At 71.4% G+C, this 25696-nt stretch carries 25 protein-coding genes; 8 read left to right on the top strand and 17 right to left on the bottom strand.

Annotated elements, in window-relative coordinates; translation table 11 throughout:
* Positions 1-16: 16 nt before the first annotated feature.
* Together BLR04_RS37700 and BLR04_RS37695 are read right to left on the bottom strand one after the other, a co-directional pair.
* Positions 17-913 (bottom strand): alpha/beta fold hydrolase, encoded by an 897-nt coding sequence (locus BLR04_RS37700; RefSeq protein WP_090773958.1) that lies wholly within the window; start codon positions 911-913, stop codon positions 17-19.
* 98 nt (positions 914-1011) lie between these two features.
* Positions 1012-2211 carry a flavin-containing monooxygenase gene (locus BLR04_RS37695; protein ID WP_176903515.1) on the bottom strand — a complete coding sequence of 400 codons (1200 nt, stop codon included), beginning with the start codon at positions 2209-2211 and terminating at the stop codon, positions 1012-1014.
* Between the two features lie 206 nt (positions 2212-2417).
* On the opposite strand from BLR04_RS37695, the gene BLR04_RS37690 reads away from it, so the two are divergent.
* The 4 genes from BLR04_RS37690 (at position 2418) to BLR04_RS37675 (ending at position 7584) form a co-directional block, all read left to right on the top strand.
* Positions 2418-3053, top strand: coding sequence for a copper resistance CopC family protein (locus BLR04_RS37690; protein WP_143022400.1), 636 nt, complete (start codon positions 2418-2420; stop codon positions 3051-3053).
* A gap of 597 nt (positions 3054-3650) precedes the next feature.
* Positions 3651-6152: an MFS transporter gene (locus tag BLR04_RS37685; RefSeq protein ID WP_218129317.1), complete on the top strand. Its 2502-nt coding sequence runs from the start codon at positions 3651-3653 to the stop codon at positions 6150-6152.
* Between the two features lie 63 nt (positions 6153-6215).
* Positions 6216-7061, top strand: coding sequence for a YceI family protein (locus BLR04_RS37680; RefSeq protein ID WP_090773955.1), 846 nt, complete (start codon positions 6216-6218; stop codon positions 7059-7061).
* A gap of 34 nt (positions 7062-7095) precedes the next feature.
* Positions 7096-7584 (top strand): MarR family winged helix-turn-helix transcriptional regulator, encoded by a 489-nt coding sequence (locus BLR04_RS37675; RefSeq protein ID WP_090773954.1) that lies wholly within the window; start codon positions 7096-7098, stop codon positions 7582-7584.
* A 9-nt stretch (positions 7585-7593) separates the two neighbouring features.
* On the opposite strand, the gene BLR04_RS37670 is transcribed toward BLR04_RS37675, so the two are convergent.
* Positions 7594-8055, bottom strand: a complete 462-nt coding sequence (locus BLR04_RS37670; RefSeq protein ID WP_090773963.1) for a MarR family winged helix-turn-helix transcriptional regulator — start codon at positions 8053-8055, stop codon at positions 7594-7596.
* 119 nt (positions 8056-8174) lie between these two features.
* Between BLR04_RS37670 and BLR04_RS41135 the strand changes: the two genes are divergently transcribed.
* The gene (locus tag BLR04_RS41135; protein ID WP_176903513.1) at positions 8175-8351 is read left to right on the top strand and encodes a hypothetical protein; all 177 of its coding nucleotides are present in this window, start codon (positions 8175-8177) and stop codon (positions 8349-8351) included.
* 55 nt (positions 8352-8406) lie between these two features.
* Here the strand turns inward: BLR04_RS41135 and BLR04_RS37665 are convergent, their stop codons facing one another.
* From BLR04_RS37665 to BLR04_RS37650, 4 genes are all read right to left on the bottom strand, one after another.
* Positions 8407-9219, bottom strand: a complete 813-nt coding sequence (locus tag BLR04_RS37665) for a MerR family transcriptional regulator (protein ID WP_090773953.1) — start codon at positions 9217-9219, stop codon at positions 8407-8409.
* Between the two features lie 48 nt (positions 9220-9267).
* Entirely contained in the window at positions 9268-10662 is a 1395-nt protein-coding gene (locus tag BLR04_RS37660; RefSeq protein ID WP_090773952.1) for a HAMP domain-containing sensor histidine kinase, read from the bottom strand.
* A 233-nt stretch (positions 10663-10895) separates the two neighbouring features.
* Positions 10896-12122 (bottom strand): S1C family serine protease, encoded by a 1227-nt coding sequence (locus BLR04_RS37655; RefSeq protein ID WP_090773951.1) that lies wholly within the window; start codon positions 12120-12122, stop codon positions 10896-10898.
* Positions 12123-12223: 101 nt separating this feature from the next.
* Positions 12224-13372, bottom strand: a complete 1149-nt coding sequence (locus BLR04_RS37650; protein WP_090773950.1) for an acyltransferase family protein — start codon at positions 13370-13372, stop codon at positions 12224-12226.
* Between the two features lie 234 nt (positions 13373-13606).
* Here BLR04_RS37650 and BLR04_RS37645 point away from each other — a divergent pair, with 234 nt between their 5' ends.
* From BLR04_RS37645 to BLR04_RS37635, 3 genes are all read left to right on the top strand, one after another.
* A complete protein-coding gene (locus BLR04_RS37645; RefSeq protein WP_090773949.1) occupies positions 13607-14110 on the top strand; it encodes a nuclear transport factor 2 family protein in 504 nt (167 codons plus the stop codon).
* A gap of 132 nt (positions 14111-14242) precedes the next feature.
* Complete coding sequence (locus BLR04_RS37640) at positions 14243-14596, top strand: MerR family transcriptional regulator (protein WP_342672334.1); 354 nt, start codon at positions 14243-14245, stop codon at positions 14594-14596.
* Between the two features lie 72 nt (positions 14597-14668).
* Entirely contained in the window at positions 14669-15628 is a 960-nt protein-coding gene (locus BLR04_RS37635) for a Ppx/GppA phosphatase family protein (RefSeq protein ID WP_090773947.1), read from the top strand.
* Between the two features lie 14 nt (positions 15629-15642).
* On the opposite strand, the gene BLR04_RS37630 is transcribed toward BLR04_RS37635, so the two are convergent.
* From BLR04_RS37630 to BLR04_RS37590, 10 genes are all read right to left on the bottom strand, one after another.
* Positions 15643-16572, bottom strand: coding sequence for a LysR family transcriptional regulator (locus BLR04_RS37630; protein ID WP_090773946.1), 930 nt, complete (start codon positions 16570-16572; stop codon positions 15643-15645).
* A gap of 190 nt (positions 16573-16762) precedes the next feature.
* Complete coding sequence (locus BLR04_RS37625) at positions 16763-16987, bottom strand: formate dehydrogenase subunit delta (protein WP_090773945.1); 225 nt, start codon at positions 16985-16987, stop codon at positions 16763-16765.
* Between the two features lie 4 nt (positions 16988-16991).
* Positions 16992-19772, bottom strand: a complete 2781-nt coding sequence (gene fdhF, locus BLR04_RS37620; protein ID WP_090773944.1) for a formate dehydrogenase subunit alpha — start codon at positions 19770-19772, stop codon at positions 16992-16994.
* Positions 19769-21316: a formate dehydrogenase beta subunit gene (locus BLR04_RS37615; RefSeq protein WP_090773943.1), complete on the bottom strand. Its 1548-nt coding sequence runs from the start codon at positions 21314-21316 to the stop codon at positions 19769-19771. The genes fdhF and BLR04_RS37615 overlap by 4 nt, the downstream gene beginning before the upstream one ends.
* Positions 21313-21780: a formate dehydrogenase subunit gamma gene (locus BLR04_RS37610; protein WP_090773942.1), complete on the bottom strand. Its 468-nt coding sequence runs from the start codon at positions 21778-21780 to the stop codon at positions 21313-21315. The genes BLR04_RS37615 and BLR04_RS37610 overlap by 4 nt, the downstream gene beginning before the upstream one ends.
* Positions 21781-21893: 113 nt before the next feature.
* A complete protein-coding gene (locus BLR04_RS37605; RefSeq protein WP_143022399.1) occupies positions 21894-22226 on the bottom strand; it encodes a pyridoxamine 5'-phosphate oxidase family protein in 333 nt (110 codons plus the stop codon).
* 11 nt (positions 22227-22237) lie between these two features.
* The gene (locus BLR04_RS37600) at positions 22238-23434 is read right to left on the bottom strand and encodes an RNA-guided endonuclease InsQ/TnpB family protein (protein ID WP_090773941.1); all 1197 of its coding nucleotides are present in this window, start codon (positions 23432-23434) and stop codon (positions 22238-22240) included.
* A 99-nt stretch (positions 23435-23533) separates the two neighbouring features.
* Complete coding sequence (locus BLR04_RS40225) at positions 23534-23629, bottom strand: pyridoxamine 5'-phosphate oxidase family protein (RefSeq protein ID WP_218129315.1); 96 nt, start codon at positions 23627-23629, stop codon at positions 23534-23536.
* Positions 23630-23689: 60 nt separating this feature from the next.
* The gene (locus tag BLR04_RS37595; protein ID WP_245740981.1) at positions 23690-24856 is read right to left on the bottom strand and encodes an MFS transporter; all 1167 of its coding nucleotides are present in this window, start codon (positions 24854-24856) and stop codon (positions 23690-23692) included.
* Between the two features lie 147 nt (positions 24857-25003).
* Positions 25004-25345 carry a DUF6223 family protein gene (locus BLR04_RS37590; protein ID WP_090773939.1) on the bottom strand — a complete coding sequence of 114 codons (342 nt, stop codon included), beginning with the start codon at positions 25343-25345 and terminating at the stop codon, positions 25004-25006.
* Positions 25346-25696: the final 351 nt, after the last annotated feature.

Below are 25696 nucleotides of genomic sequence, written 5' to 3'. Positions count from 1 at the left end.
CTGCTCGCCCCGGTTGTCAGACGGACGTCTCGGTGACGAAGTCGCGGATCGCGGCGGCGAACTGCTCGGGTTCCTCGACGTGCGCGAGGTGGCCGCTGTTCTCCAGGACGACCAGGCGGGAGCCGGGGATCAGGTCGTTCAGCTCCTGCGCCCAGCGCGGGCCGCAGATCACGTCGTACCGGCCGACCACGACGAGGGTCGGCACACCGAGGGACGGGAGGGCGTCGCGGTCGTCGACGGTGTCGGGGGTCAGGTCCTCGTCAAGACCCGAGATGTAGGTGCAGGTCAGCGTCTCGCGCCAGGCCTTGAACTCGTGCTCGCGCGCCCAGTAGTGGGCGAGGTACGCCGGGAGGAGGTCGCGCAGCGCGGCGGTGATCTGCTCGTCGTCGGTCGCGCCGCCGACGGCCTGGAGCCCGGCGAGCACCCGGGGCAGCTCCGGCTGCCCCTCGTTCCGCTCGACGAACTCCTGCACCCGCGCGCCCGCCTCGGCCATGTGCTCGGGACCGGTCACCGGCGCGCTCCCGAACAGCACCAGGCCGCTGAGCCGGTCGGGGTGCCGCAGCGCGAAGTACTGGGCCACGAAACCGCCGTGCGAGTGCCCGAGCAGGTACGCGCGGGGCAACGACAGCGCGTCGAGCAGCCCGAGCAGGTTCCGCGCGTAGCGCTCCCTGGTGTAGCCGTGGGGGTGCGAAGAAAGCCGCTGCGCCCCGCCGGTGCCCAGCGGTTCGACGTACACCATGGTCAGGAACTCCTCCAGCGCCGGCGTGCGCAGGGACTCCCAGATGACGCCGGGCCCGCCAGGCACGGCCAGGCAGACCGGGCCCGACCCGTACACGTGGTAGCGCTGGCTCAGGCCGTCCACCTCGACGACGTGCGTCCCGGGCGACAGGAGGCCGGTCGTTTCTCGCTGCATCGCTTCTCTCCCTGTGAGTGGTGCGTCAGACACCCACAGGACGCGGCCGCGACGACGAAGTTCGATCGCCGTCGAGTGATCCGCGCCACAGCGCGCCGTCAGGACAGCCGCCGTACGACGTGCTCCGCGTCGTCCGACATCCCGCCGAGGAAGCCCGAGGCGAACGTGTGCTGGAACGGCATCCCGACGAACCCCAGCGAAGGGACGGTGGTGGAGATGCCGTGCCGGTGCGCCGGCCGTCCGTCAGGACCGACCGCGCCGGGGGTCAGCCACCCGAGGTCGGGCCGCAGGCCGGTGCACCAGACGACGTTCGCCACGTCCAGGACCCGGCCGTCGGCCAGCAGCGGCCGCCCGTGCCGCACGCCGGCCGTGCGCGGCACCCGCCTGATGCCGGCCGCGGTCAGGTCTGCCTCGGTCTGCCAACGCAGTGGGCTGCCGCGCCGCAGCAGGCGGCCGGTCAGGACGCGGCCGAGCCCGCCCGGCGGCACCCGCACGCCGTAGAGGCGGCGGACGGCGGCGCTGCGGACCACGGCGAGCGGCACCCGGCCGGTGGGCCTGCCCGACAGATGGACCTCGTGCCCGGACGCCAGGTCGAGCGCGATGTCGGCGCCCGCCGTACCGGCTCCCACGACCAGCACCGGCCCCGGGCGCAGGTCGGCGGGCCGCCGGTACCGGGCCGAGTGGAGGTGGCGGACCGCCGGGTCGAGCTGCGCGGCGAAGCCCGGGATCACGGGACGGCTGCACGCTCCCGTCGCGACGATCAGCCGGGCCGCCTCGATGCGGGTTCCGCCGGCCTCGATCCGGTGGACGCCGTTCTCCCAGCGGTGCGCGGTCACGGCGACACCCGAATCGATGCGGGTTCCGCCGGCCTCGATCCGGTGGACGCCGTTCTCCCAGCGGTGCGCGGTCACGGCGACACCCGAATCGATGCGGGTTCCGCCGGCCTCGATCCGGTGGACGCCGTTCTCCCAGCGGTGCGCGGTCACGGCGACACCCGACCGTACGGGGAGCTCGAAACGCTTCGCGTACTCCTCCAGGTAGTCGGCGATCTCGTCCTTGTTCGGGTGCGCCGACGCGGGGAGCGGCACGGGGAGGCCAGGAAGCCCGCAGAACGCCGCCGGGGTGAACAGCCGCAGGCACTCGTAGCGCTCGCGCCAGGAGTCACCGACCCGGGCGGCGCTGTCGAGGATCACGAACGACCGCCCGCGCCGCCGCAACTGCCACCCCACCGCCAGCCCAGCCGCCCCACCACCGACCACCACCGTGTCGACGCGTTCGGCTGGGTTCCGCCCTGGCAACGATCCTCTCCGTTCGCCGGCTCGTGCGGCGCCGGCCCGGTAGGGCGGCTCGGCGCCACCGGAAAGTGTCGCATCCGGCCCGCCGGTGCCTGTCAGCAGGGCGTTGTCTCATCTGTGCCTTTTGACGCGGTCGGTGTCGGCTCTCACGGACAGACTGACCGCACCGATGCGGCCGTGCGCGCCGGGTGCTCGGCGCGCGTGCATCGGTGGTCCGTACTGCTCATCTGATCAAGGGGTTCACCGTGGCGTGCCGGTCGTCGATCACCCGTCTGCTCGTCCTCGTGGCGATCGTGTTCGCCGCCGTCGCCGGGGTGGTGGCTCCTGCTTCCGCGCACGCGATGCTCAAGTCGAGCAACCCGGAGAACGGTTCCACCGTCACGGAGCCCCTCTCCAGCATCCAGCTGGTCTTCAGTGAGGACGTCCCGTCGGTGGGCACCACCGTCGCCGTGGTCGGGTCGGACGGGGTCCCGGTGACCGACGGAGACCCGCAGGTCACCGGGGCAACGGTGACCCAGCGGCTGAAGCCGGGCCTGGCGGGCGGCGAGTACACGATCGCGTACCGCGTCGTCTCGGACGGCCACCCCATGGCCGCGGAGCTGCACTTCACCCTGCGCACCCCCGAGGCGGCCGCGGCCGCGCCCGTCGGGTCGGCCGCGCCCGCTGCGTCGCTGCCCTCCGCCGGTGCCGCCGCTGCCGCCGCGTCGGTGGGCGGGCCCGACACGGGGGTGCCGGGCGTCCTGCTCGTGGTGGGCGCTGCGGTGGTCGCCCTCGGCGGAGTGATTCTCGTCGCAGGTCGCAAGCGCCCCGCCACCTCCCGCCCCGACACCAACCCCGCGGCCTGACCTCGCGCCGAGACGCCGACCCCGCGGCCTGACCCCACGCCGAGACGCCGACCCCGCGGCCTGACATCCCGCGCGCCCGGGTGCCGCTCCCGTGGCCTTGTCTCCTGCGACCCGGTGTCGCGCGCACACCCTGCAGCCCCCTTCCTCCGGCGCCACGCGCACGTCCTGAGGCCCGTTTGTCCCAGTGGTCTGCCGTGGTGGTGCAGGTCACGGCGGCATCGGCGGTCGCAAAAAGGACATACAATCACATACCCGGTAAATGGTTGCTTAGGGCATACATCTATATTGTTGTCCAAGCAACCAGTTGGGCAGGCGCGTCATCGCACTGTTGCGGTGGCCCGCCTGTCCTGCTGAGCGATGTCATCCAGTGTCCGGAGTGCCCGGAGCGACCCGCCATGTCCACGCGCGGCCCGTTCCGTCAGCACCCCAGAAATACGGGGAATTGCCGACCACCCACGTCCGCCGACGTACCGCCGACCCGACCTGCGGAAAGCGCCGCCCTCACGGCCCTCCGCACCGGCTTTCGCACCAACCTGGACACGCACCGTGCCCGTGTCCGCCCCCTCCCGCACGGCTTCAGACAGTGAAAGGAAATAGATGACATCCGCAGTACGGGCCGAGGTCCGGGAGGCTGCGTCCGCCGAGCCGATGACGCACCGGCAGATCATGGAGGCCCTGTCAGGGCTGCTGCTCGGCCTGTTCGTGGCGATCCTGTCCGCGACCGTCGTCTCGAACGCGCTCCCCACGATCATCGCCGAGCTGCACGCGACCGAGACCACCTACACCTGGGTCATCACCGCCGAACTGCTCGCCACCACGATCGCCACCCCCATCTGGGGCAAGCTGGCCGACCTGGTGAGCAAGAAGGTCCTCGTCCAGCTCGGGCTCATCATCTATGTGTTCGGCTCGGCCCTCGGCGGTCTCGCGCAGAACCCGGCGACGCTCATCGGCGCCCGGGTCATCCAGGGCATCGGCGTCGGCGGTCTCACCGCGCTCGTCCAGGTCATCATGGCGGCGATGATCTCCCCGCGTGAGCGCGGCCGCTACTCCGGCTACATCGGCGCCACCTTCGCCCTGGCGACCGTCGCGGGACCGCTGATCGGCGGCCTCATCGTGGACACCTCCTGGCTCGGCTGGCGCTGGTGCTTCTACGTCGGCGTCCCCTTCGCCGTCATCGCGCTGATCGTGCTGCAGAAGACGCTGCGCCTGCCCGTCGTCAAGCGGGACGTCTCCATCGACTGGGCCGGCGCCGTGCTGTTCTCCGCGGCGACCTCGCTCATCCTCATCTGGGTCTCCTTCGCCGGCGTCGACTTCGACTGGCTGTCGTGGCAGACCTCGGCCATGGTCGGCGGCACCCTGCTGCTCACCGCGATCTTCATCCTCGTGGAGATGCGGACCAAGGAGCCGCTCGTCCCGCTGCGCCTGTTCGCGAACCGGGCCATCAGCCTGTCGGTGGTGGCGAGCCTGCTGGTCGGCGTCGGCCTGTACGGCGTCACCACGTTCCTCAGCCAGTACTTCCAGCTCGCCCGCGGCGAGTCGCCGACCCACGCCGGCATCCTGACCCTGCCCCTGATCGTCGGCCTGGCCGTGACGTCCACGGTGGTCGGCCTGGTGATCTCGCGCACCGGTCGTTACAAGATCTTCCTCATCCTCGGCGGCCTGTTCCTGACCGCCGGGTTCCTCCTCGCCAGCACCCTCCGCTACGACACCGACTACTGGCTCGCCGCGCTGTTCATGGTGCTCATCGGCATCGGCGTCGGCATGACCATGCAGAACCTGGTCCTCGCCGTCCAGAACCAGGTGCGGCTCAGCGACCTCGGCGCGGCCAGCTCGGTGGTGGTGTTCTTCCGCACGCTCGGCGGCACCGCGGGCGTCGCCGCGCTCGGCGCCGTCCTGGCCAACCGCGTCGCCGAATACACCACGGACGGCCTGGAGAAGCTGGGCGTGAAGGGCGGCGGGGCCGCCACCGACGGCTCGATCCCCAAGCTGTCCGAGCTGCCCAAGCCGGTGCGCGAGGTGGTCCAGAGCGCGTTCGGCCACGGCGTCGGCGACCTGTTCCTGTACGCCGCCCCGCTGGCGGTCCTGTCGCTGATCGTCGTGCTGTTCATCAAGGAGGTGCCGCTGCGCACCTCCACCGACGCGCCCGCCGCCGAGGCGGCGACCCCGTCGGAGCAGCCCGCCACCTCGGGTCGCCACGCCCAGCGCCAGCTGAGCGAGCCGGACCTGGTCGCCGTGGCCGCGGACACCGGCAGGACCCAGCCGTCCGCCTCCAACGGCCTGCCGGTGCGCGTCCCGAACGTCGCCCACGCGTCGGTCGCCGGGCCGCAGCCGATCGACCTCGGCGGCACCGGGGTCCGCGGCTTCGTCCGCGGCGGCGACGGCGCTCCGGTGCCGCACGCCAACCTCACCCTGATCGACGTCCGCGGCCACCAGCTCGGCCGTACGGTCGCCCAGGCCGACGGCTACTACCAGGTGGCCACCCCGGGCAGCGGCACGTACGTCCTCATCGCCTCGGCCGCCGAGCGCGACCCGCAGGTGGCGACGCTGGTCGTGGGGGACGCGCCGCTCGACTTCGACCTGGTGCTCGCCGGCTCGGGCAGGCTCACCGGCACCGTGCGCGACCTCGCGGGCAACCCCGTCGCCCAGGCGATGGTCATCGTGACGGACGTGCGCGGCGAGGTCGTCACCACGGGCCTGACCACCGCCGACGGCATGTACGGCTTCAGCGGCGTCGTCGCCGGCACGTACACGGTCACGGTCAGCGCCGGCACCCACCGGCCGGTGGCCCTGCTGGTGGAGGTCGGAACGGGCCAGACCACCCAGGACGTCATCCTGCAGCCGGCCGCGCGGATCCGCGGCACGATCCTGCTCAAGGGCGCGGACCGTCCGCTCGCGGACGCCCGGGTCACCCTCCTCGACGCCTCCGGCAACGTCGTGGCCACGGCGACCACCGGCGAGGACGGCGAGTACGCCTTCGCCGACCTCCCCGGCGGTCAGTACACCGTCATCGCCACCGGGTACCCGCCCGTGGCGTCCGCCGTCACCCTCACCGGGCAGGGCGACGACGACCACGACATCCGGCTCGGCCACTCCGAGTGACACCACGCCGGCCCGGCCGTGTCCACGGCCGGGCCGCCTCGTGTGAAGGGAAAGCAAGACCTCATGTCTTCAGGCCATCAGGCCCCGGCAGGGCGGCGCGGCCTGCACGTCCGGATACGGACGAAGGACGGCTGGGCCGTTCAGCATGCCGTCGTCACCCTGACCGACATGTCCGGCAACCAGGTGCTCCGGACCGAAGCGGACGCTGAAGGGGTGGTCGTCACCGGCCCGCTGGCTCCGGGCGCCTACACCGCCGTCGTCACCGCCGTCGGGTACACGCCGGTCGCCTCGACGGCGATCGCCACCGCCTCCGGCGCCGCCGACCTGGGCACGCTCGTCCTCGCCCGGCAGGGCGGCACGGAACTCCCGCCCCCCGGCGTGTGGACCGTCGACCCGGCCCACTCGAAGGTGTCGGTGACCGCGCAGCACCTCGGGCTGTCCAGCGTGCAGGGACGCTTCTCGTCGTTCTCCGCCCGGATCGAGATCGGCTCGACCGCCGAGACGTCCGGCGTCGTGGCGGCCATCGACGCGTCGACCATCGACACCGGCAACCGCACGCGTGACACCCACCTGCGATCGCCCGACTTCCTCGATGTCGCCGCGCACCCGACCATCCACTTCTGGAGCACCGGGCTCACCCCCGTGGAGCCGGACCGGTGGACGGTGCACGGCGTGCTGACCATCGGCGGCATCAGCAAGGAGGTCGACCTCGACCTGGCCTACCTCGGCACCAGCCCCGACCCGTGGGGCGGCCTGCGCGCCGCGTTCCGGGCCAGGACCGAGCTGCACCGCGCCGACTTCGCGATGACCTACAACCAAGTCGTCTCGGCGGGCATCTCGCTGGTCGGGGCCACGCTGAAGGTCGAGCTGGACATCCAGGCCGTTCTCGGAGAACTGCCTCCGAGCTAGCTCCTGACCGCAGAACGCAGAGGAACGCTACCCGATGACACAGTCGCCGACCTCCGTCGACTCCGACGTCGACGAATTCGAGGTCTACTCCGAGGTGGAGCACCAGCTGGCCGTGCTCCTCCGGCGCTCGCGCGCGCTGTCCGCCAGAGTGGCCCGTACGGTGCATCCCGAGCTGGAGGCCGCCGCCTACAGCCTGCTGGTCCGCATCGACGAGACGGCGCCCGCCCGCTCCGGTGACCTGGCCGCCTACATCGGCGTGGGCAAGGCGACGATCAGCCGGCAGCTCAAGGGGCTGGAGGAGCTGGGGCTGATCGAACGCGAGCCGGTGCCGATGGACGGCCGCGCCCACTCGCTGCGGCTCACCGACGAGGGCCGCCGGCGGCTGCACTGCGTCCGTTCCGGCCGCCAGGAACGCTTCCACGCGCTGCTCAGCACCTGGCCGACGGAGGACGTGCGGCTGCTGGGCCAGATGCTGGCCCGCTTCAACGACCTCACCGAGTCGTACGGCGAACACCTCGCCTGACGGGCGGGGTCAGCCGTCCTGCGCCTCCGGGGTGTCGTGGTTGGCCGCCTTGATCACCCGCATCAGCACGTCGTGCAGCTGCTGCAGCTCCTCGATGCTCATGCCGAGCCGGGCCACGATGGCGGGCGGGATCTTCTCCGCCTCGGCCCGGAGCAGGCGGCCGGCGGGGGTGAGGGTCACGGCCAGGGCGCGCTCGTCGTGGCTGTTGCGCTCGCGGCGGACGTAGCCGAGCGCCTGGAGGCGCTTCAGCAGCGGGGAGAGGGTGCCCGGGTCGAGCTGGAGCAGCTCGGCGAGCTCCTTGACCGACAGGGGCTCGTGCTGCCAGAGCGCGAGCATCGCGAGGTACTGCGGGTGGGTGAGGCCCATCGGCTGCAGCAGCGGGCGGTAGAGGGCGATCACGCTGCGCGAGGCGATGCTGAGCGCGAAGCACACCTGGCGGTCGAGCGCCAGGAGGTCTGTAGTGTCTTTCACAGACTCCACGCGCCCCACCTCCGATGGTCTCTGCTAGATTGCTTGGTGTACCAATTAATAGTACGCCAACAGATGCTACCCCAATCGACTGTGGGACGGCTGCCGAGGAGGGCACCCTCATGTTTCACCGCAAGCCGCTGGAGGAGCGCATCGCCGAACGTCAGGCCAAGCTCCCGCCTCTGAAGGAAGGCAAGCACTTCGAGCACGGCCCGGCCAAGTTCGTGTTCGTCACGCTGCTCTGCGCGGTGGCGGCCATGCACCTCATCGGGCTCGCCGTCGTCATGCACTTCTCGTGAGCGTCCGCCGCGACCGGTGAGCGGCCCGCCGGCGTGACGGGCCGCTCGGCACGCGCTACCGCGTGACCGTCTCCTGCAGCTCGGTCACCCACGTCTCCGGGTCGCCCATGCCGTAGTTCAGGTACACCTCGCGGGCGAGGCCGGAGCTGCGGTAGCCGTTGTCCTCGATCCACTGCGCGAGGTGTTGGGCCGTGGCGTCCACCGTCGCCATGTCCCCGTGGTGCAGAACCGTGGCCGCCTGCTCGATGGCCGGCAGGTCGACGATGTCGAAGTCGTACGTCCTGCCCTCCTCCGGGTTCACCGGAGCGCCCGCGTGCACCCGCACGCCCTCGGGCACCTCTTCGTAGTACGCGACCGTGGGGCCGACGACGGTGAGCCCCGCCCGGTCGATCCGCGCGAACAGCTCCGGGTACAACGGCTGGATCACCGGGCCGATCTCCTCGGCCTCGTAACTGGCCGCGACGGCGCTCAGCTCGGCGAGCCGGACAGCGGGAACGCTCTTGATCAGGACGTCCATGGGGATGGCACCTTCCGTTTCGATCATCCGGAGCCTCGCCTCGACCCTGGCCATCCGCGCCGTGTCGGCGGCGACCCGCGCCTCCAGCTCGGCGCGACGGAGCCGCAGCATGCCGTGCAGCTCCTCGGGGCTGACCTTCTCGTCGAGCACCTGCTGGATCTGCGCGAGGCTGAACCCGAGGTCCTTGAGCGCGATCAGCCGGTTGAGCCGCGACAGCTGACGCGCCTCGTAGGAGCGGTAGCCGGTGACCGGGTCGACCCGGGCGGGCCGCAGCAGTCCGAGCGCGTCGTAGTGCCGCAGCATGCGTACCGAGACCCGGCCAAGGCGGGCGAAATCTCCGATGGTGAACATGATGGTCCCTGGTCTATGGCCTCACACGGTGTCAGGGTCAACCGCGCTTCATACGGTGTGGTCGTGCGGGAGTGCGGGGAGGCGGAGGACGAAGTGGGCGCCGCGGGGTGCGTCCGTGACATGCAGGGTACCGCCGTGGACGGCGGCGACCTGGCGGGCGATCGCCAGGCCGAGTCCGGTGCCTCCGGCGTCACGGTCGCGGGCGGTGTCCAGCCGGGCGAACCGCTGGAAGACCAGCTCCCGGTGGCTCGCGTCGATGCCGGGCCCGTCGTCGATCACGTCGACGACCGCGACGCCGTCGGGGAAAGACTCGGATTCCTGCTTGGTGGCGGGCACGCGGCACGCGCGGACGGTCACCTTGGACTCTGCGTACCGGTCGGCGTTGTCGATCAGCTTGACCAGCAGGCGCGACAGCTCGGTCCGGTCGCCCAGCACCGTCACGTCGCGTTCGAGCGAGCACTCGACGGTCTTGGCGGAGGTGCCCTGCCGCCGCCGGCACTCGGCGGCGACGAGTTCGGACAGGTCCACCGGCTCGCGTTCGACGAACCGCCCCGCCTCCAGCCGGGCGATGATCAGCAGATCGTCCACGATCGCGCGCAGCCGCTCGACGCTGTTGAGTACCTTCGTGCCGAGACCGGGGACGGTGGTCTCGTCCGGCGCGTGCAGGGCGTCCTCGACCTCGGCCTGGATCGCCGCGATCGGGGTGCGCAGCTCGTGCGAGGCGTCGGAGGTGAAGTGGCGCTGCTGCGCCATGGCGGCCTGCAGCCGCGACAGCGTCCGGTTGACGGTGACCGCCAGGTCGTGGATCTCGTCCTTGCTGCACGGTACGGGCACGCGGCGGTCGAGGGTGACGTCGTTCATCCGGTCGAGCTCGCTCTGGATGCGGGTGACGGGCCGCAGGGAGTTGGTGGAGATCCGGTGGGCGAGGAGCGTGACGGCCGCGGCCACCACCGCCGCGGCTCCCACCACCGTGGCCGCCAGCCACGGGGTGACCCAGAACGGGATGACGGGAGAGGCGACGTAGACGATCCATGGCTCTCCGTCGGGGTGGGCCTGCTGGCCGACCACGAGGTCGCACTCGTCGGCGAGGAAGGCACCGCCGCAGACGACGGAGGTGGACAGCTTCCTGCCGTCCATCGGGAAGGCCGCCATCACGGGTTTGCCCTGCAGCGAGGGGGACGCCGCCACCACCGCCCCCCGTGCGTCGACGACCTGCACCACGCGGTCGTGCCGCTGGACCATGGGCCTGAACGCCTCCCCGCGCTCCACCAGGCTGATCAGGCGTCCCCCTGCGGCGGTGAGCTCGTCCTGGAGCGAATCGGTCGCGTACCGGTGGAAGGCGGTCATGACGGTCACGGTCAGAAGCGCCGAGAGCAGCACTGCGAGCACGCCGGCGAACAGCGTAATGCGCTTCGTGATCGAGATACGGCGCCAGGTGTACATGCCCAATCCCCCCAGCCAGTTGAGCACACCGAACGCAGCCGGCGGTTCACGGGCAGGCTCGGCTCCGGCACAGGGGAGGGCAACACCACGTCAAGACTTGTGGCTGTTCGCCCGAGAAAGAGCGGATTGTGCCTGGAGCGGCGAGCCCGGGCCAGGCGAGGACGGGGCCCGGCGCCGGTGCGGCGTGCCCCACCAGAGGGACGGGGCCCGGCGGTGACGCCGGGCCCGGGTCGTCACCTCTTCTCGACCAGGGTCACGGTGACCTTGTCGCTCTTGCCGTTCCGCAGGTACGTGACCTCGACCTGCTGGCCGGGCTTGTAGCCCCTGACCTGGCCGACCACCGTCTCGCCGCCGTCGACCGCCGTGTTGTCGATCTTGGTGATCAGGTCGCCCTGCCGCAGCCCGGCCTTCTCCGCCGGGCTGCCCGCGGTGACCTGGCTGATCAGGGCGCCAGGCACGTCGCCGGTCGCGTCCGTGACGCTCACGCCGAGGAACGCGTGGCTGACCTTGCCGGTCTTGATGAGCTGCTCGGACACCTGCTTGGCGGTGTTGACGGGGATCGCGAAGCCGACGCCGCCGCCGGCCGCGTTCGAGGCGATCGCGGTGTTGATGCCGATCACCTCGCCGGCGGCGTCCACCAGGGCGCCGCCGGAGTTGCCCGGGTTGATCGAGGCGTCGGTCTGGATGGCGCCGCCGATCGTGGTGCCCGCGCTCTGCTGCTGCTGGCCCCAGCCCGGCGGCAGCTGCGGCTGCTCGGGGCCGGTGGTGAGCGTACGGTCGAGCGCGCTGACGATGCCCGCCGTGACCGAGCCGGCGAGGCCGAGCGGGCTGCCGATGGCCAGCACCGGGTCGCCGACCTTGAGGGCGTCGCTGTCACCCAGCCGGGCCGCGGTCAGCCCGGACACGTCCTCGGCCTTGATGACGGCGAGGTCGGTGGTGGGGTCGGTGCCGACGACGGAGGCCCTGGCCGTCCTGCCGTCGCTGAACTTGACCGTCATCTGGCCGCCGCCCTGCCCGGCGCCCTCCACCACGTGGTTGTTGGTGAGGACGAGCCCGTCCTCCGACAGCACGACGCCCGACCCCTCGCCCGTCTGCCCCTGGATCATCACGACGGACGGCTGCACCGCGGCCGCGACGTCGGCCACGGTGAGCTGGTCGGAGGCCCGCTTGAAGACCGGGCCAGGCGCGCTCAGGCTCGCGACCGGCGCGGGCTGGAACGAGGTGGCGACGGCGGCCCCCACGACGCCGCCGCCGATGGCCATGGCGGCCAGGGCGAGTCCGGCGACGGTCCTGCGGCCCAGGCCCGTGCTGAAACGAGCTTTCAGTGACCGTGCCGGCGGCTCCACCGGCTGTGCCATGGAGTGCGTGTCACGCCGGGGAAAGCCCCCGGCGGCGGGCGGCGTGGCGCCGAACTGGCTCCATCCGCCGGTGCCCTGCTCGCGAGGCTCGTTCGCGTTCATCTGTCATCTCCCTCGAATCCCGATGTCTCAACGGTGCCAAAACCCGCGTAAGAGCTGGTTAAGCAGACGGTCCGGAGAGGTGCTGGGCACTGACGGCGGCCTTATCGATCGACGTCGGACGGGTACGGGGAGTCTGGCGAAGCCCGGAAAATCTTTTGATCGCCGGCGGATCCCCGGGCCCGGCGGCCACGATCCGCCGCCCAGGGTAGCTGGAACAGCCATCCGGCGTGCGCCTTCAGCAGTGCCCGGTGCAGCAGCAGGCAGACGGCCGTCACGGCCGCGGTCACCAGCACCGGTTCGACGACGGAGAGCAGCAGCCGTACGGTGCCGTTCATGTCGGCCGACAGCGGCGGGACGAGCGCCCGGTGCAGCAGCGCGAGCACCGGCATGTGGATGACGTACACGGGCAGGGTCGTCCGGCCGAGCGCCGCGAGCCGGTCGCCCAGCGCGTCCCAGCGGCTGACCAGGGACGCTGCCGTCACCCCGAGCACGGCCGCGACGACACAGGCCGCCGGCCAGACGCCGAACCAGGTGTCGGCGCCCGTGACCCGCATCGCCACGACGGCCACGGCGAAGAGCACGCCGCTCACGCCGAGCCGCCGCCACGTCGCCGTCGCGGCGAGCCGTTCCACAGCCGGGCGCAGGTACATCCCGGCGAGGAAGAACACCAGGTTCTTGTAGACGCCGCCGCGGTCGCCGGGCTGGTCCAGCAGCCCGGCCGAGGCCGCCGCCGACAGGACGAACGCCGCCCCGAGCACCACAGGGGCAGGAAGGCGGCGCACGGTCTTGGCGACGGCGAAGTACAGGGCCAGCGCGTACAGGTACCACAGGTTGGACGGCGTGATCGTCAGCTGTTCCAGCAGGCCGGTGAGGTCGCCGGCGCGGGCGGTGTCGAACCCGGGGGCGAACGCCAGCAGGGCGGTGTGGATCAGCAGCCACAGCGCGTACAGGCCGTAGAAGCCGGCGACCTTCGTACGGGCGAGCACCGGCCACGGCCGGCTCACCGCGCCGACGGCGAACATGCCGGAGATGGTGAAGAACAGCGGCATGCGCAGCGGGAGCAGCTGCTCGGTGACCGTGCCCCAGGCGCCGGTGATCGGAATCGAGAGGTGCCAGTCGATCTGCAGGTAGTCCTTCATGACGACGTGCCAGAGCACGACCAGCAGGATGCATGCGCCTTTGGCGGTGTCCGCCCACTTCGTACGGACCTTCCCCTGGATCAGGGTGGTGGGCGGATGGGTGACGTTCATGCTGACAGACCTCTCGGGACCGGCGGCGCGCCGGGAGGGCGCACCGCGTCAGCCTCCGGGAGGAACGTGTCCGGTCCGTCGATGTCATGTATCAGCCACCGCTCAACCGCTTTTCAGTGCTATGTCGGTCGGGAGCTGTGACGGACGCCACCGTCCGAGCACTTGCGTTCGCATTCATGTGAAGGTTCGAGGGTTGTTCTCGACCCCGCATCGGGGGAGACAAGGAGGACAATCATGGCCATCGAGAACGACGTGCGCTACCTGCTGGACCGGCTGGAGATCCAGGACAAGATCACCCTCTACGGGTTCGGCCAGGACCTGCACCAGGCCGGCGCGGAGAACAAGAACCTCCTCGAGGAGTGGTCGCAGATCTTCGCGCCGGAGGTCGTCATCGACGTGACAAGCCTCGGCGTCGGGGTGTTCAACCTGCAGGAGTACGCCGAGCTCATGCGGGGCAAGGGCCTCAAGGGCGGCGGCCTGGAGGTCAACTTCAAGGCGTGGCAGCACATCGAGGGCATCGGTAGGGTGGAGATCGACGGCGACACGGCGACCTCCGTCGCCCTTCACTTCCACACGCACGAGGCGCGCCACACCGAGGCCAACCTGATCGACGCGGGTTACTGGCACGACCGGTGGGAGCGGCGTCCCGACGGGTGGAAGATCGTGCACCGCAGGCACCAGTCGCTCTACACGAACACCTACGCGGTCATCGAGGGCCCGGCGTTCCTCAAGGACTGACGCCCGCCGGAGCTCCGGGCCGGCCCAGGTCACGGCCGGTCCGGGCCGGTGAGGCGCCGGGCGGTCTCGGCCATCGGAATTCCCTCAGGGGGGTGCACAGTGCGAATCGCAGAGTTGTCCCGGCGTACCTCCGTGTCGCCGCGTCTCCTGCGCTACTACGAGGAGCAGGAGCTCCTGAAGCCGTCCCGTGAGCAGAACGGGTACCGCGACTACGACGAGGTGCTGGTCGGCCGGGTGCGGCAGATTCGTGACCTCCTCGATTCCGGTCTGTCGACCAAGCTCATCAAGGACGTCCTGCCGTGCCTCGCCGAGCCGCGCGGCGACATCCACTTCGACAACCCCGAGCCCGAGTTCATCGAGCGGCTGGTCGAGCACTGCGACCGGCTCACGGAACGCATCGACGTCATGACCCGCAACCGTGACGCGCTCAGGAACTACCTGGAGCGGCTCGCGAGCGCGGCCGACGCTCCGCCGCGCGATCCGTGATCGGTTCGTCTCGTGCGCGCCACCGCGCCGGGCAGGACGGCGTGGTAGTCCTGTCAGGACAAGGAGGCGATCATGCGGCAAGCGGCGGTGATCGACGTGGGCTGTCACAGCGCGTTGCTGATGGTGGCTCGTCGGCAACGGACGAAGGAGCGCGGCGGCGCCCGCGGACGCTGGGCCATGGCGCCCAGCGGCAAGATCCGGCTGGCCCTGCACGAGACGCTCACCGCCGACGGGCGGGTGAGCACGCGCGGCATCCGCAGCGTGCAGAGCGCGGTGGAGCAGTTATCGGGCGCCGAGCACCGCGGGCACGCGGTCTTCGCGTTCGCGACGTCCGTCATCCGCGACGCCGCCAACCGCGACGAGGTGATCGGCCAGGTCGCCGACACCACCGGCGTGAGATTACGCCTGCTGCCGGGGCGGGAGGAGGCGCGGCTGGCGTACATCGCGGCCCGGTGCTGGCTGGGCGGCGGGCCAGGCCCGCTGCTCGTGCTGGACATCGGCGGCGGCACCGTGGAGGTCGCCCACGGCGACGACGCCGAGCCCGCGCGGGTGCACTCCCTTCCGCTGGGCGCCCGCGCGGTGACGCGGGCGCTGCTGCCCGGCGGCGTGCTCCCCGCCGACCGCACCCTCGCCGACGTGCGGCAGCAGGTACGCGAGGCGCTGGACGGCGTCCCCCTGCCGGTCGCCCGGCCGGGCACCCGGGTGATCGCCTCGTCCAAGACCTTCACGCAGCTGGCGAAGCTCGCCACCACGATCGAACGGCCCACCCGGGCCCCCGCCCACCTCACGCTGTCCTCGGTACGGGCGGCCGTCGAACTGCTGGCCCGTACGGACCCGCGTCACCGCGGTGAGCTGAAGGGCATCAGCCGCCACCGGGCGGAGCAGTCGCTAGCCGGGGCCGTGGTCGCCGAAGCCCTCATGGAGGCGTGCCAGGTGCGCGAGGCGCGCATCTGCCCCTGGTCGACGCGGGAGGGCCTGCTCCTGGAACGGGTCGGCGAGAGCCGCGGCCGCCGCACGGCACGCACCACCTGACGGCCGGACGCCGGCTAGGTCAGGTACTCGCCGGTGAGCCGGTCGAGCACCTCGCCGAGGTTCAGTTCACGGGCGATGCCGAGCACGGCCCGCGCCATCACCGACTCCGGCCCCGAGCCCGTCATGACGAGCCCCACGCGCGGCTCGTGGGCGGCCCGTTCCATCCGGACGACCCGCATGCCTTCCGGCACGCCGAACATGTGCAGCCAGGCGTGCGCGATCACGCTCGACCAGCGCTGCGTGGCGACGTGCGCGTACAGGGCCGAGACGGTGTCGGTCTCGATGACGGGCACGACCACGGCGCCGGCGTGGCGGAAGTTGGCGTCCAGGATGCGGCGGTTGCGCATCTCGGGGGCGAGCAGGCACAAGGGCAGCGCGGCCACCTCGGCCCAGCGGGCCACCGGACGCTCGGCCAGGTGGCTGTCGGCGGGGGTGAGCAGCAGGTAGCGCTCCTCGTACAGAGGGCTGACCCGCACGTCGCCGAGGTCCTCGTCGTCGTCCTCGAGGTACGTCAGCGCCATGTCGATCTCGAAGTTCGCGAGCCGCCGCGCGATCTCCCGCGACGACAGCGAGGTCAGCAGGACCCGTACGTGCGGGTAGCGCTCGCAGAACGGCGTGGTCAGCAGGGAGGCGGCGGTCAGCGCGGTCGGGATGGCGCCCAGCCGGAGCGTGCCCGACAGCCCCTGGCGCATCTTGGCGAGGTCCTGGCGCAGGGAGTCGGTGTCGGCGAGGATGCGGTGCGCCCACAGCACCACGCGCTCGCCCTCAGGGGTGAGCCCGCCGAAGCGCTGCCCGCGCCGGACGAGCGGCACGTCGAGCTCGCGTTCCAGCTTGCGGATGGCCTCCGACAGCGACGGCTGGGAGACGTGGCAGGCCGCGGCGGCGCGGGCGAAATGCCGCTCCCTGGCCAGGGCGACGAGGTACTCCAACTGGCGCAACAGCACGCCACAGAATGCCCCGGAACCGCCCGCGCCGTCCATACCGCGAAGCAGCGAAACCGCCCGTCCAGAAGCCGAGGAGCCGCCCGCGCGGCCCAAACCCGAAGCCCGGGAACCGCCCGCGCCGTCCGTACCGCAGAAGTTCAGGAACGCTCGGAGGGCCGGGCGCGTGCGACGCGACCGGCCCCGCAGGAAGTCACCCCGCCGGGGGCAGCAGCGCCGTGGCGGCCACCACGAGCGGGTCGAGCCGCCCGTCACCGGCGCCCGCGTCGGCGAGCAGCCTGGCGCGCATCCGAGGGTCCCAGAAGGCGCGGATGTGGGCGGCGATCTGCTCGGCCGCCCAGGCCGGGTCGCGGTGCCGGAACTGCACCGCGATCTCGTTCGACATGCGGATGTGCGGGGGAGTCTGCGCAGCGCTCATGTGATCACTTCACCCGTGCGGGGGCCGGGTGCTTCGGCGACACCTGGACCGCGGTCACCTTGTACTCGGGACAGTTGGTCGCCCAGTCGGAGTTCTCCGTGGTCACGACGTTCGCACCCGTCACCGGGTGGTGGAAGGTCGTGTAGACCACGCCGACCGGCATCCGTTCGGCGATCTTGACGCGCAGGGTGGTCTCGCCGACGCGGCTGGCCAGCGCCACGGTGTCGCCGTCGTTGATGCCGCGCACCTCCGCGTCGTGCGGGTGCATCTCCAGCAGGTCCTCCGGATGCCAGGCGCTGTTGCCGGTACGCCGGGTCTGGGCGCCCACGTTGTACTGCGACAGGATGCGTCCGGTCGTCAGGATCAACGGGAACCTGCGGGTGCTGCGCTCCTGCGTCGGGACGTAGTCGGTGAGCACGAACCTGCCCCTGCCGCGGACGAACCCGTCGATGTGCATGATCGGGGTGCCCTCGGGCGCCGCGTCGTCGCACGGCCACTGGACGCTGCCGACCTCGTCGAGCCTGGCGAACGACACGCCCGCGAAGGTCGGCGTGGTCATCGCGATCTCGTCCATGATCTGCGCCGCGTCGTCGTACTTCATCGGGTAGCCCATCGCCTGCGCGATCTCGCAGACGATCTCCCACTCGTGTTTTCCGGTCTTCGGCGCCATCACCGGACGGACCCGGTTGATCCGGCGCTCGGCGTTGGTGAACGTGCCGTTCTTCTCCAGGAACGAGGTGCCGGGCAGGAACACGTGCGCGTACCTGGAGGTCTCGTTGAGGAACAGGTCCTGCACGACGACCAGCTCCATCGCGGCCAGGGCGGCGGTGACGTGCCGGGTGTTCGGGTCGGACTGCACGATGTCCTCGCCCTGCACGAACAGGCCCAGGAACGTGCCGTCGATCGCGGCGTCGAACATGTTGGGGATGCGCAGGCCGGGCTCGGGGTCGAGCACCCGGCCCCACAGCGTCTCGAACGTGCCGCGCACCACGTCGTCGGACACGTGCCGGTAGCCGGGCAGCTCGTGCGGGAACGAGCCCATGTCGCACGAGCCCTGCACGTTGTTCTGCCCGCGCAGCGGGTTGACGCCGACGCCCTCGCGGCCGATGTTGCCGGTAGCCATGGCCAGGTTGGCCATGCCCATCACCATGGTCGAGCCCTGGCTGTGCTCGGTGACGCCGAGGCCGTACATGATGGTGGCGTTGCGCGCGCTCGCGTACAGGCGGGTCGCGGCCCGCACCTCGGCGGCGGGGATGCCGGTGATCTCCTCGACCGCCTCGGGGCTGTGCTCGGGGGCGGAGATGAACCGCTCCCACTCGGCGAAGTCCTCGCAGCGCTCCGCGACGAACTCGCGGTCGACCAGGCCCTCGGTCACGACCACGTGGCCCATCGCGTTGACCAGCGCGACGTTGGTGCCAGGGCGCACCTGAAGGTGGTGCTCGGCCTGGATGTGCGGGGAGCGCACCAGGTCGATGCGGCGCGGGTCGGCCACGATGAGCTTGGCGCCCTGGCGCAGCCGGCGCTTGATGCGCGAGCCGAACACCGGGTGGGCGTCGGTCGGGTTCGCCCCGATGATCAGGATGACGTCGGACTTGTCGACGGACTTGAAGTCCTGGGTGCCGGCCGAGGTGCCGTACGTCTGCTTGAGTCCGTAACCGGTGGGCGAGTGGCAGACGCGCGCGCAGGTGTCGACGTTGTTGTTGCCGAACGCGGCCCGCACCATCTTCTGGACGACGTACACCTCCTCGTTGGTGCACCGGGATGAGCTGATGCCGCCGATCGCGCCCGCACCGTGGGCCGCCTGGATCTCCAGCATGCGGCGGCCGACGTGGGCGATGGCCTCCTCCCACTCCACCTCGCGCCACGGGTCGGTGATGCGCTCGCGCACCATCGGCCTGAGCTGCCGGTCGGGGTGCGAGGCGTAGCCGAACGCGAAGCGGCCCTTGACGCAGGAGTGTCCCTCGTTGGCCTTGCCGTCCTTGTACGGCACCATGCGGACGACCTCGTCGCCGCGCAACTCGGCCTTGAACGAGCACCCGACGCCGCAGTAGGCGCACGTGGTGAGCACGCTGCGGTTGGGCATGCCGAGCTCGACGACCGAGCGTTCCTGCAGCGTGGACGTCGGGCACGCCTGCACGCAGGCCCCGCAGGAGACGCAGTCGGACTCCATGAAAGTGCCGCCGGCGCCGGCCGCGACCTTCGAGTCGAAGCCGCGTCCCTCGATCGTCAGGGCGAACGTGCCCTGCACCTCGCCGCAGGCGCGCACGCAGCGCGAGCAGGCGATGCACTTGCTCGCGTCGAAGTCGAAGTACGGGTTGGAGCTGTCGGTCGGCAGGTCGAGGTGGTTCTCGCCGTCGAAGCCGTAACGGACCTCGCGCAGGCCGACCACGCCGGACATGTCCTGCAGCTCGCAGTCGCCGTTGGCCGGACAGGTGAGGCAGTCGAGCGGGTGGTCGGAGATGTACAGCTCCATGACGCCGCGGCGCAGCTCCGCCAGCTCGGGCGTCTGGGTGCGCACCTTCATGCCCTCGGCCACCGGGGTGGTGCACGACGCCGGCGAGCCCTTGCGGCCGTCGATGTCGACCAGGCACAGCCGGCACGAGCCGAACGGCTCCAGGTTGTCGGTCGCGCACAGCTTCGGGATGTCGATGCCGCACTCGGCGGCGGCGCGCATCACCGAGGTGCCCTCCGGCACCTGCACCGTCCTGCCGTCGATCTCCACGGACACGGTCGCCGGGCCGGGGCGCGCCGGAGTGCCGTGGTCGTGCTCCTTGATCAGGCTCATCGCCGTTCCTCCGTCACTCCGAAGTCGCCGGGGAAGTGGGCGAGGGCGCTCTGCACGGGCATCGGCGTCAGGCCGCCCATCGCGCAGAGTGACCCCTCGGTCATCAGATGGCACAGGTCGTTCAGGAGCTTGAGGTTGGCCCCCCTGTTCTCACCCGCGACGATCCGGTCGATGACCTCGACGCCGCGCACCGCGCCGATGCGGCACGGGGTGCACTTGCCGCACGACTCGGCGGCGCAGAACTCCATGGCGAACCTGGCCTGTCCCGCCATGTCGACGGTGTCGTCGAACACGACCACGCCGCCGTGGCCGACCATGGCGTCCGCCGCGGCGAACGCCTCGTAGTCCATCGGCAGGTCGAACCTGGACGTCGGCAGGTAGGCGCCGAGGGGCCCGCCGACCTGCACGGCCCGTACCGGCCTGCCGGACCGGGTGCCGCCGCCGTAGCCCTCGACGAGTTCGCCGAGGGTGACACCGAAGGCGGTCTCCACGACCCCGCCCCTGGCGATGTTGCCGCCGAGCTGGAAGACCTGCGTGCCGCGCGAGCGGCCCACCCCGAGCTCGGCGAACGCGGCCGCCCCGTCGGCCAGGATCATCGGCACCGAGCCGAGGGTCAGCACGTTGTTGACCACCGTGGGCATGCCGAACAGGCCCTCCAGCGCCGGGATCGGCGGTTTCGCGCGGACCGTGCCGCGCTTGCCCTCCAGGCTCTCCAGCATGGAGGTCTCCTCGCCGCAGATGTAGGCCCCGCCGCCGACGCGGACGAACAGATCGAAGGAGAAGTCGTGGTCGAGGACCCGCTTGCCGAGCCACCCCTGCGCGTAGGCGACGTCGATGGCCTCGCGCAGCGTGGCGACGGCGTCAGGGTACTCGGAGCGGACGTAGATGTAGCCCTCGCTCGCGCCGACCGCCCAGGCGGCGATCGCCATGCCCTCGATGAGGGTGAACGGGTCGCCCTCCATCAGCATCCGGTCGGCGAACGTGCCGCTGTCGCCCTCGTCGGCGTTGCAGCAGACGAACTTCAGGTCGGACTCTGCGCCGAGCACCGTCTTCCACTTGATGCCCGCGGGGAAGCCCGCGCCGCCGCGTCCGCGCAGCCCGGAGTCGGTGACCTCGGCCACCACCTGCTCGGGGGTGAGGGACAGGGCGCGCCGCAGCCCGGCGAGGCCGCCGTGCGCGAGGTAGTCGGCGGGGGAGACGGGGTCGATCACGCCGACGCGGGTGAAGGTCACCCGGGTCTGCTCGCGCAGCCACGGGATCTCGTCGGTCGGGCCGAGGCGGAGCGGGTGCTCGCCGCCGTCCAGCAGGCCCGCGGCGAGCAGCCCGGCCACGTCGTCGGGGGTCACGGGCCCGTACGCCACCCGTCCGGCCGGCGTCGTCACCTCGACCAGCGGTTCGAGCCACAGCATGCCGCGCGATCCGTTGCGCACGACGCGGACCCCCGGGCCGCCCGCGTCGGCGATGCGCTCGGCGACCTGGTCGGCTCCCACGGAACGGGCGGCGGCGTCGCGGGGGACGTGTACGGTCACGGGCTCGCCGGTCACGCGGACACCTCCAGGAGGCGGTCGAGGTCCTGCGGCCCGACCCTGCCGTACAGCCGGTCGTCCACCTGGACGGCCGGGCCGAGCGCGCAGTTGCCGAGGCAGAAGACCTGTTCCAGGGTGACCGCGCCGTCGGGGGTGGTCTCCCCGAGGCCGACGCCCAGCCGGTCTTTCGCGTGCTCCACCAACCCGGCCGCGCCCACCGACTGGCACGCTTCGGCCCGGCAGATCCGGACGGTCGTACGGCCCGGCGGTGACTGCCTGAAGTCGTGATAAAAGGTGACAACACCGTGGACGTCGGCCCGCGACAGGTTCAATTCCTCCGCCAGGACCGGGATCGCCGCGGGATCGATATGGCCCATCTCCTCCATGAGGCCATGGAGGACGGGCATCAGAGCACCCCGGTCGTCGCGGTGCCGCGCGACCACCGAACGTACCCGATTTTCAAGAGACTGCGTCGGCGTCATGACCAGCCTTCCGATAGGGGCTCTCATGGTCACGGTCACGCAGGGCGAGCGCGCGCGTCCAATCGTTTGCTTCTATCGGGTGAGAGGCGACGCCTATCGACGCAGGTGATCTTCTACCTGGTGCCGCTGAAGCTCGCCGGCTCGATGACGAAGATCACCCGTTCCTGGTCGCGGCCGCCGTACCAGGGGTAGGGCTTGCCGGTGTACTTGAGGGAGAGCTGCTCGATGTGCTCGGCGGCGCCCTTGGTGGTGACGTCGACCACCCGGCCGCGTACCTGGACGTAGTGCGTCGGGTCGTCCGGCGACGAGATCGCGACCGCCACCCGCGGGTCGCGCTCGATGTTCGCGGTCTTCACGTGCGTCCGCACACTGTTGATCAGTACGTGCTCCCCGTCGGTGTCGACCCAGGTCTGGTTGACATCCTCCCCCGCCTGAAGGCGGGGGATTCCAACAGCAACTACCCCACGAGGAGGAGGCCGCGTTGAGGTTCACGGTTCGCAAGCCCGCCCAACGGTGGGCCTCCCCGTGCAGCGACCGCATGCCCTGCGGCAGTATCGCGTACGTTCTTGGCGGCGTTGACGTCGGCGTTGTCCCGATGCCCGCAGGCCACGCACAGGAAGAGAGCTTGCCTCTCGCGGCTCTCCCCGGCGGTGTGCTTGCAGGCGTTGCAGGTTTGCGACGTGTGACGCGGGTTGATCTTCTGGATGCGGCCGGGAGCTTTGTGCTCCAGCCGGGTCACGAGCCGGCCCCACCCGGCGGCGAGGATGCCCCGGTTCAAGCCGGCCTTCTGGCGGACGTTCTTCCCGGGCGCGGAGATGGTGCCTTTCGCCGACCGGGTCATGTTGCGGATCTTCAGGTCTTCGACGGCGATCACGTCGAAGCGCCGGGCCAGATCGGTGGAGGTCTTCTCCACCCAGTCCTTGCGCCGGTCTGTCTCTCGGGCCTTCAGCCGGGCGATGGCGGCCTTGACCTTGCCGCGCCGGTTCGACCCGCGCTTGGCCCGTGCCAGCTTGCGCTGAAGCCGCAGCAGGCGGGCATTCTCGGCGTCGCGCAGGCCGGGAGCGCTCAGCAGTTCCCCGGTGGACAGGGCGGCGCTGACGGCGACGCCACGGTCAACGCCGACCACCTCTCCCGTGCCCGGCGCGGGCACAGGTTCGGGAATCGCGGCGAACGCGACATGCCAGCGCCCGGCGCGGTCACGGGTGACCCGGTACGACTTCACGCTCTCCGGGACGGCGCGGGACCAGCGGAATCGCACCCACCCCACCTTGGGGACCCTGACCTCGCCCACGTGGCGGGACAAGCGGCGAACGTCGCCCATCGTGACGGCGACGATCCGGAATCCTTCGCCCTGTCCGCGTTTACGCCACGTCGGGCGCTTGTGGGTCTTGCCGAAGAAGTTCGCCATGGCCTGCGCGAAGTCCTTGAGCGCCTGCTGCTGGACGATGATCGACCCCGCCCGCAGCCACTCGAACTCCGCCCTGGCCTCGGTCAGCTGGCGGCACTGCTCGGCGAACCCCGGCGCGCTTTTCCGGCCTGGCTTCCAGTGGGCGTGCTGCTCGACCGCCAGGTTCCACACGAACCTGGCATGCCCGCAATGCACCAGCAACGCCTGCTCTTGGGCAGGCGACGGCTGGAGCCGGTAGCGGGACATGACCATCAAGCTACCGACCGCAACCGACAGAACCCGGAGACCGAAGTGCCCGACCGTTCCGGCTTTCCTCCCCGCCCTAAGGACGCCAGCCTGTAGGTATCAGGTGACCTGCGGCGAGCCGTCGGGCATCGTGGTGGCGAGGTGGCAGATGCTCGGGCCGCGCAGCAGGTCGAGCAGTTCGTCGCTGAGTGTCACAGGTCCCTCAGGTGGTCGCGGAATCGCTGGAGCTCCTTCATACACATAGATCGACAGCGCTCAGGGAGACGGCGCGGCCGGTCTGCGGCGCGCCACGACCACGAGCGCCGGCCCGGCCGCGACAAGGAGGGCGAGAGCCGCGTAACCGAAGGCGAGACCGGCGGCCGTCGCGACGCCGGCGACCAGCAGCGGACCGCCCGCGTCGCCGAGTTCGCGGCCCAGCTCGGCGGTGCCCATGGTCCGGCCCAGCCGTTCTGGGGGAGTCGAGGCGGCCAGGGCCGCGAACCCGAGCGGGGTGACCAGGCCCGTTCCGGTGCCGACCAGCACCGCGCAGGACAGCAGACCGAACAGGCCCGGCAGCGCGGCGCAGGCCAGTCCGGCGGCGGTGAGCACGAGCCCGGCCGTGATGCCGCCGCGCGTGGTGAGGCGTCCGGCGTCGAGTGCGCGTCCGGCCCTCGGCTGGACGAGGGTGGCGCAGGCGGCGAGCACCGACACCGCGGCCCCCGTCGCCACGGTGCCGAGCCCCGCCGCGGCGCCGGTGACGGGCAGGAAGCCCACCCCGACCGACAGCGCGGCCGTCGCCGCGGCGAGCGCCGCGACCGGGCCGATGAACGCCGGTTCTGTGAGGCTCCGTACCAGGTCGACGACCGTCTGCCGGGCCTTGGGCAGCGGCGGTACGGACGGCACCACGAACGCGGCCCAGACGGCGACCACCGCGGCGAGCACGGCCAGCACGGCGAACAGCAGCCGCAGCCCGCCGCCCCACACCAGCACGCCGCCCAGCAGCGGGCCGAGCGTGTAGCCGAGCGACTTGTGGAAGCCGTACGAGCCGAAGGCCCGTCCGTGTCCGGTCGGCGGGCTGAGGCGCGCCACCAGGGCGGAGGCCGCGGGGGAGAAGGCGGACGCCGCCGCGCCCTGACCGAGCCGTGCCACCCACAGCGAGCCGGGACCCTCGGCGACCACGTACGCCGCCGAGGCCACCGCGAAGGCGGCGAGCCCGCCCAGCAGGACCGGGCGGGCCCCGACGCGGTCGGCGAGTGTGCCGAAGAGCGGCTTGAGCACGATCTCGGCCCCGTCGTAGAGGGCCAGCAGGCCGCCCAGCACCAGCAGCGAGGTCACCGCGTCGCCGGAGAAGCCGCCGAGGTTGGCGGCGATGCCGTGGGCGCCGAAAGCGGTGGTGAACCCGGCCGCGTACAGCGGCCACATCCGGCGCCTGTCCGCGCTCACGGGCGTTCCCGCGTCGCCGGGCGACGCTCAGCGGTGGAGGATGCCGGCACGTGCTGGAAAGTAGCACGCGCCAGGCGCGGCGTGATCGGGCGAGGGCGGGTCGCCTACGTGCGCGTCAAGCGGCGTGACGGGGCGAGGGCGGGTCGCCTACGCGCGCGTCAGGCGGCGGGACCGGGCGAGGGCGAGACCGCCTACGGCGAGGGCCGCCAGGCCCACGACCAGGGCCACGTAACCGCCGACGATTCCGTAACCGGTGCCCGGCCCGCCCTCGGCGGCGGCCACGACCAGCACGCCGCCGACGGCGCCCGCCAGCCCCGCCCCCATGGCGACGACGGCCCTCATCGCGGACGCGGGACGGGCCAGGGCGAAACCGCCGACGGCGACGCCGGCCAGGCCCAGCAGTGCGGCGACCAGCGACCACAGCCGTCCGGAGGTCAGGTCGTAGGCGCCGACCGGCGCGAGCACGGTGAGCAGGTGAGGCAGCGACATGAGGAGCGGTCCTAATCAGTTCTGGGAGTAAGCCATCCGGCAGACTCCTGGTGGTAGCCGCTGACAGGTGAGCACTCTGGGTTCCTGGACATCGAGTCCTGGTGAAAGACCGTGCCCCTGCCGGTCGGCCGGGAGAGTTGATCGCTGATGGGATGTCGTGCCTGCCCGCAGAGGCGTGAGCACTGCTTGATTAGGTCGCTGATGGTTCTCCCGCAGGCTGCTGAAGGTGATCGGCATCGAGAACGGGAGGACCGTTGCGACTGTTCGTGGGTGATGACTGGGCCGAAGACCACCACGACGTGGAGGTCATGGACGGCTCCGGCCGGCGGTTGGCCAAGGCCCGGCTGCCCG

This window comes from Nonomuraea maritima (assembly GCF_900100395.1).
In the GTDB taxonomy this organism is placed as follows: Bacteria; Actinomycetota; Actinomycetes; order Streptosporangiales; family Streptosporangiaceae; genus Nonomuraea; species Nonomuraea maritima.
Note: the sequence above shows the minus strand (reverse complement) of the source record. Positions and strands in the feature narration are given on the sequence as shown.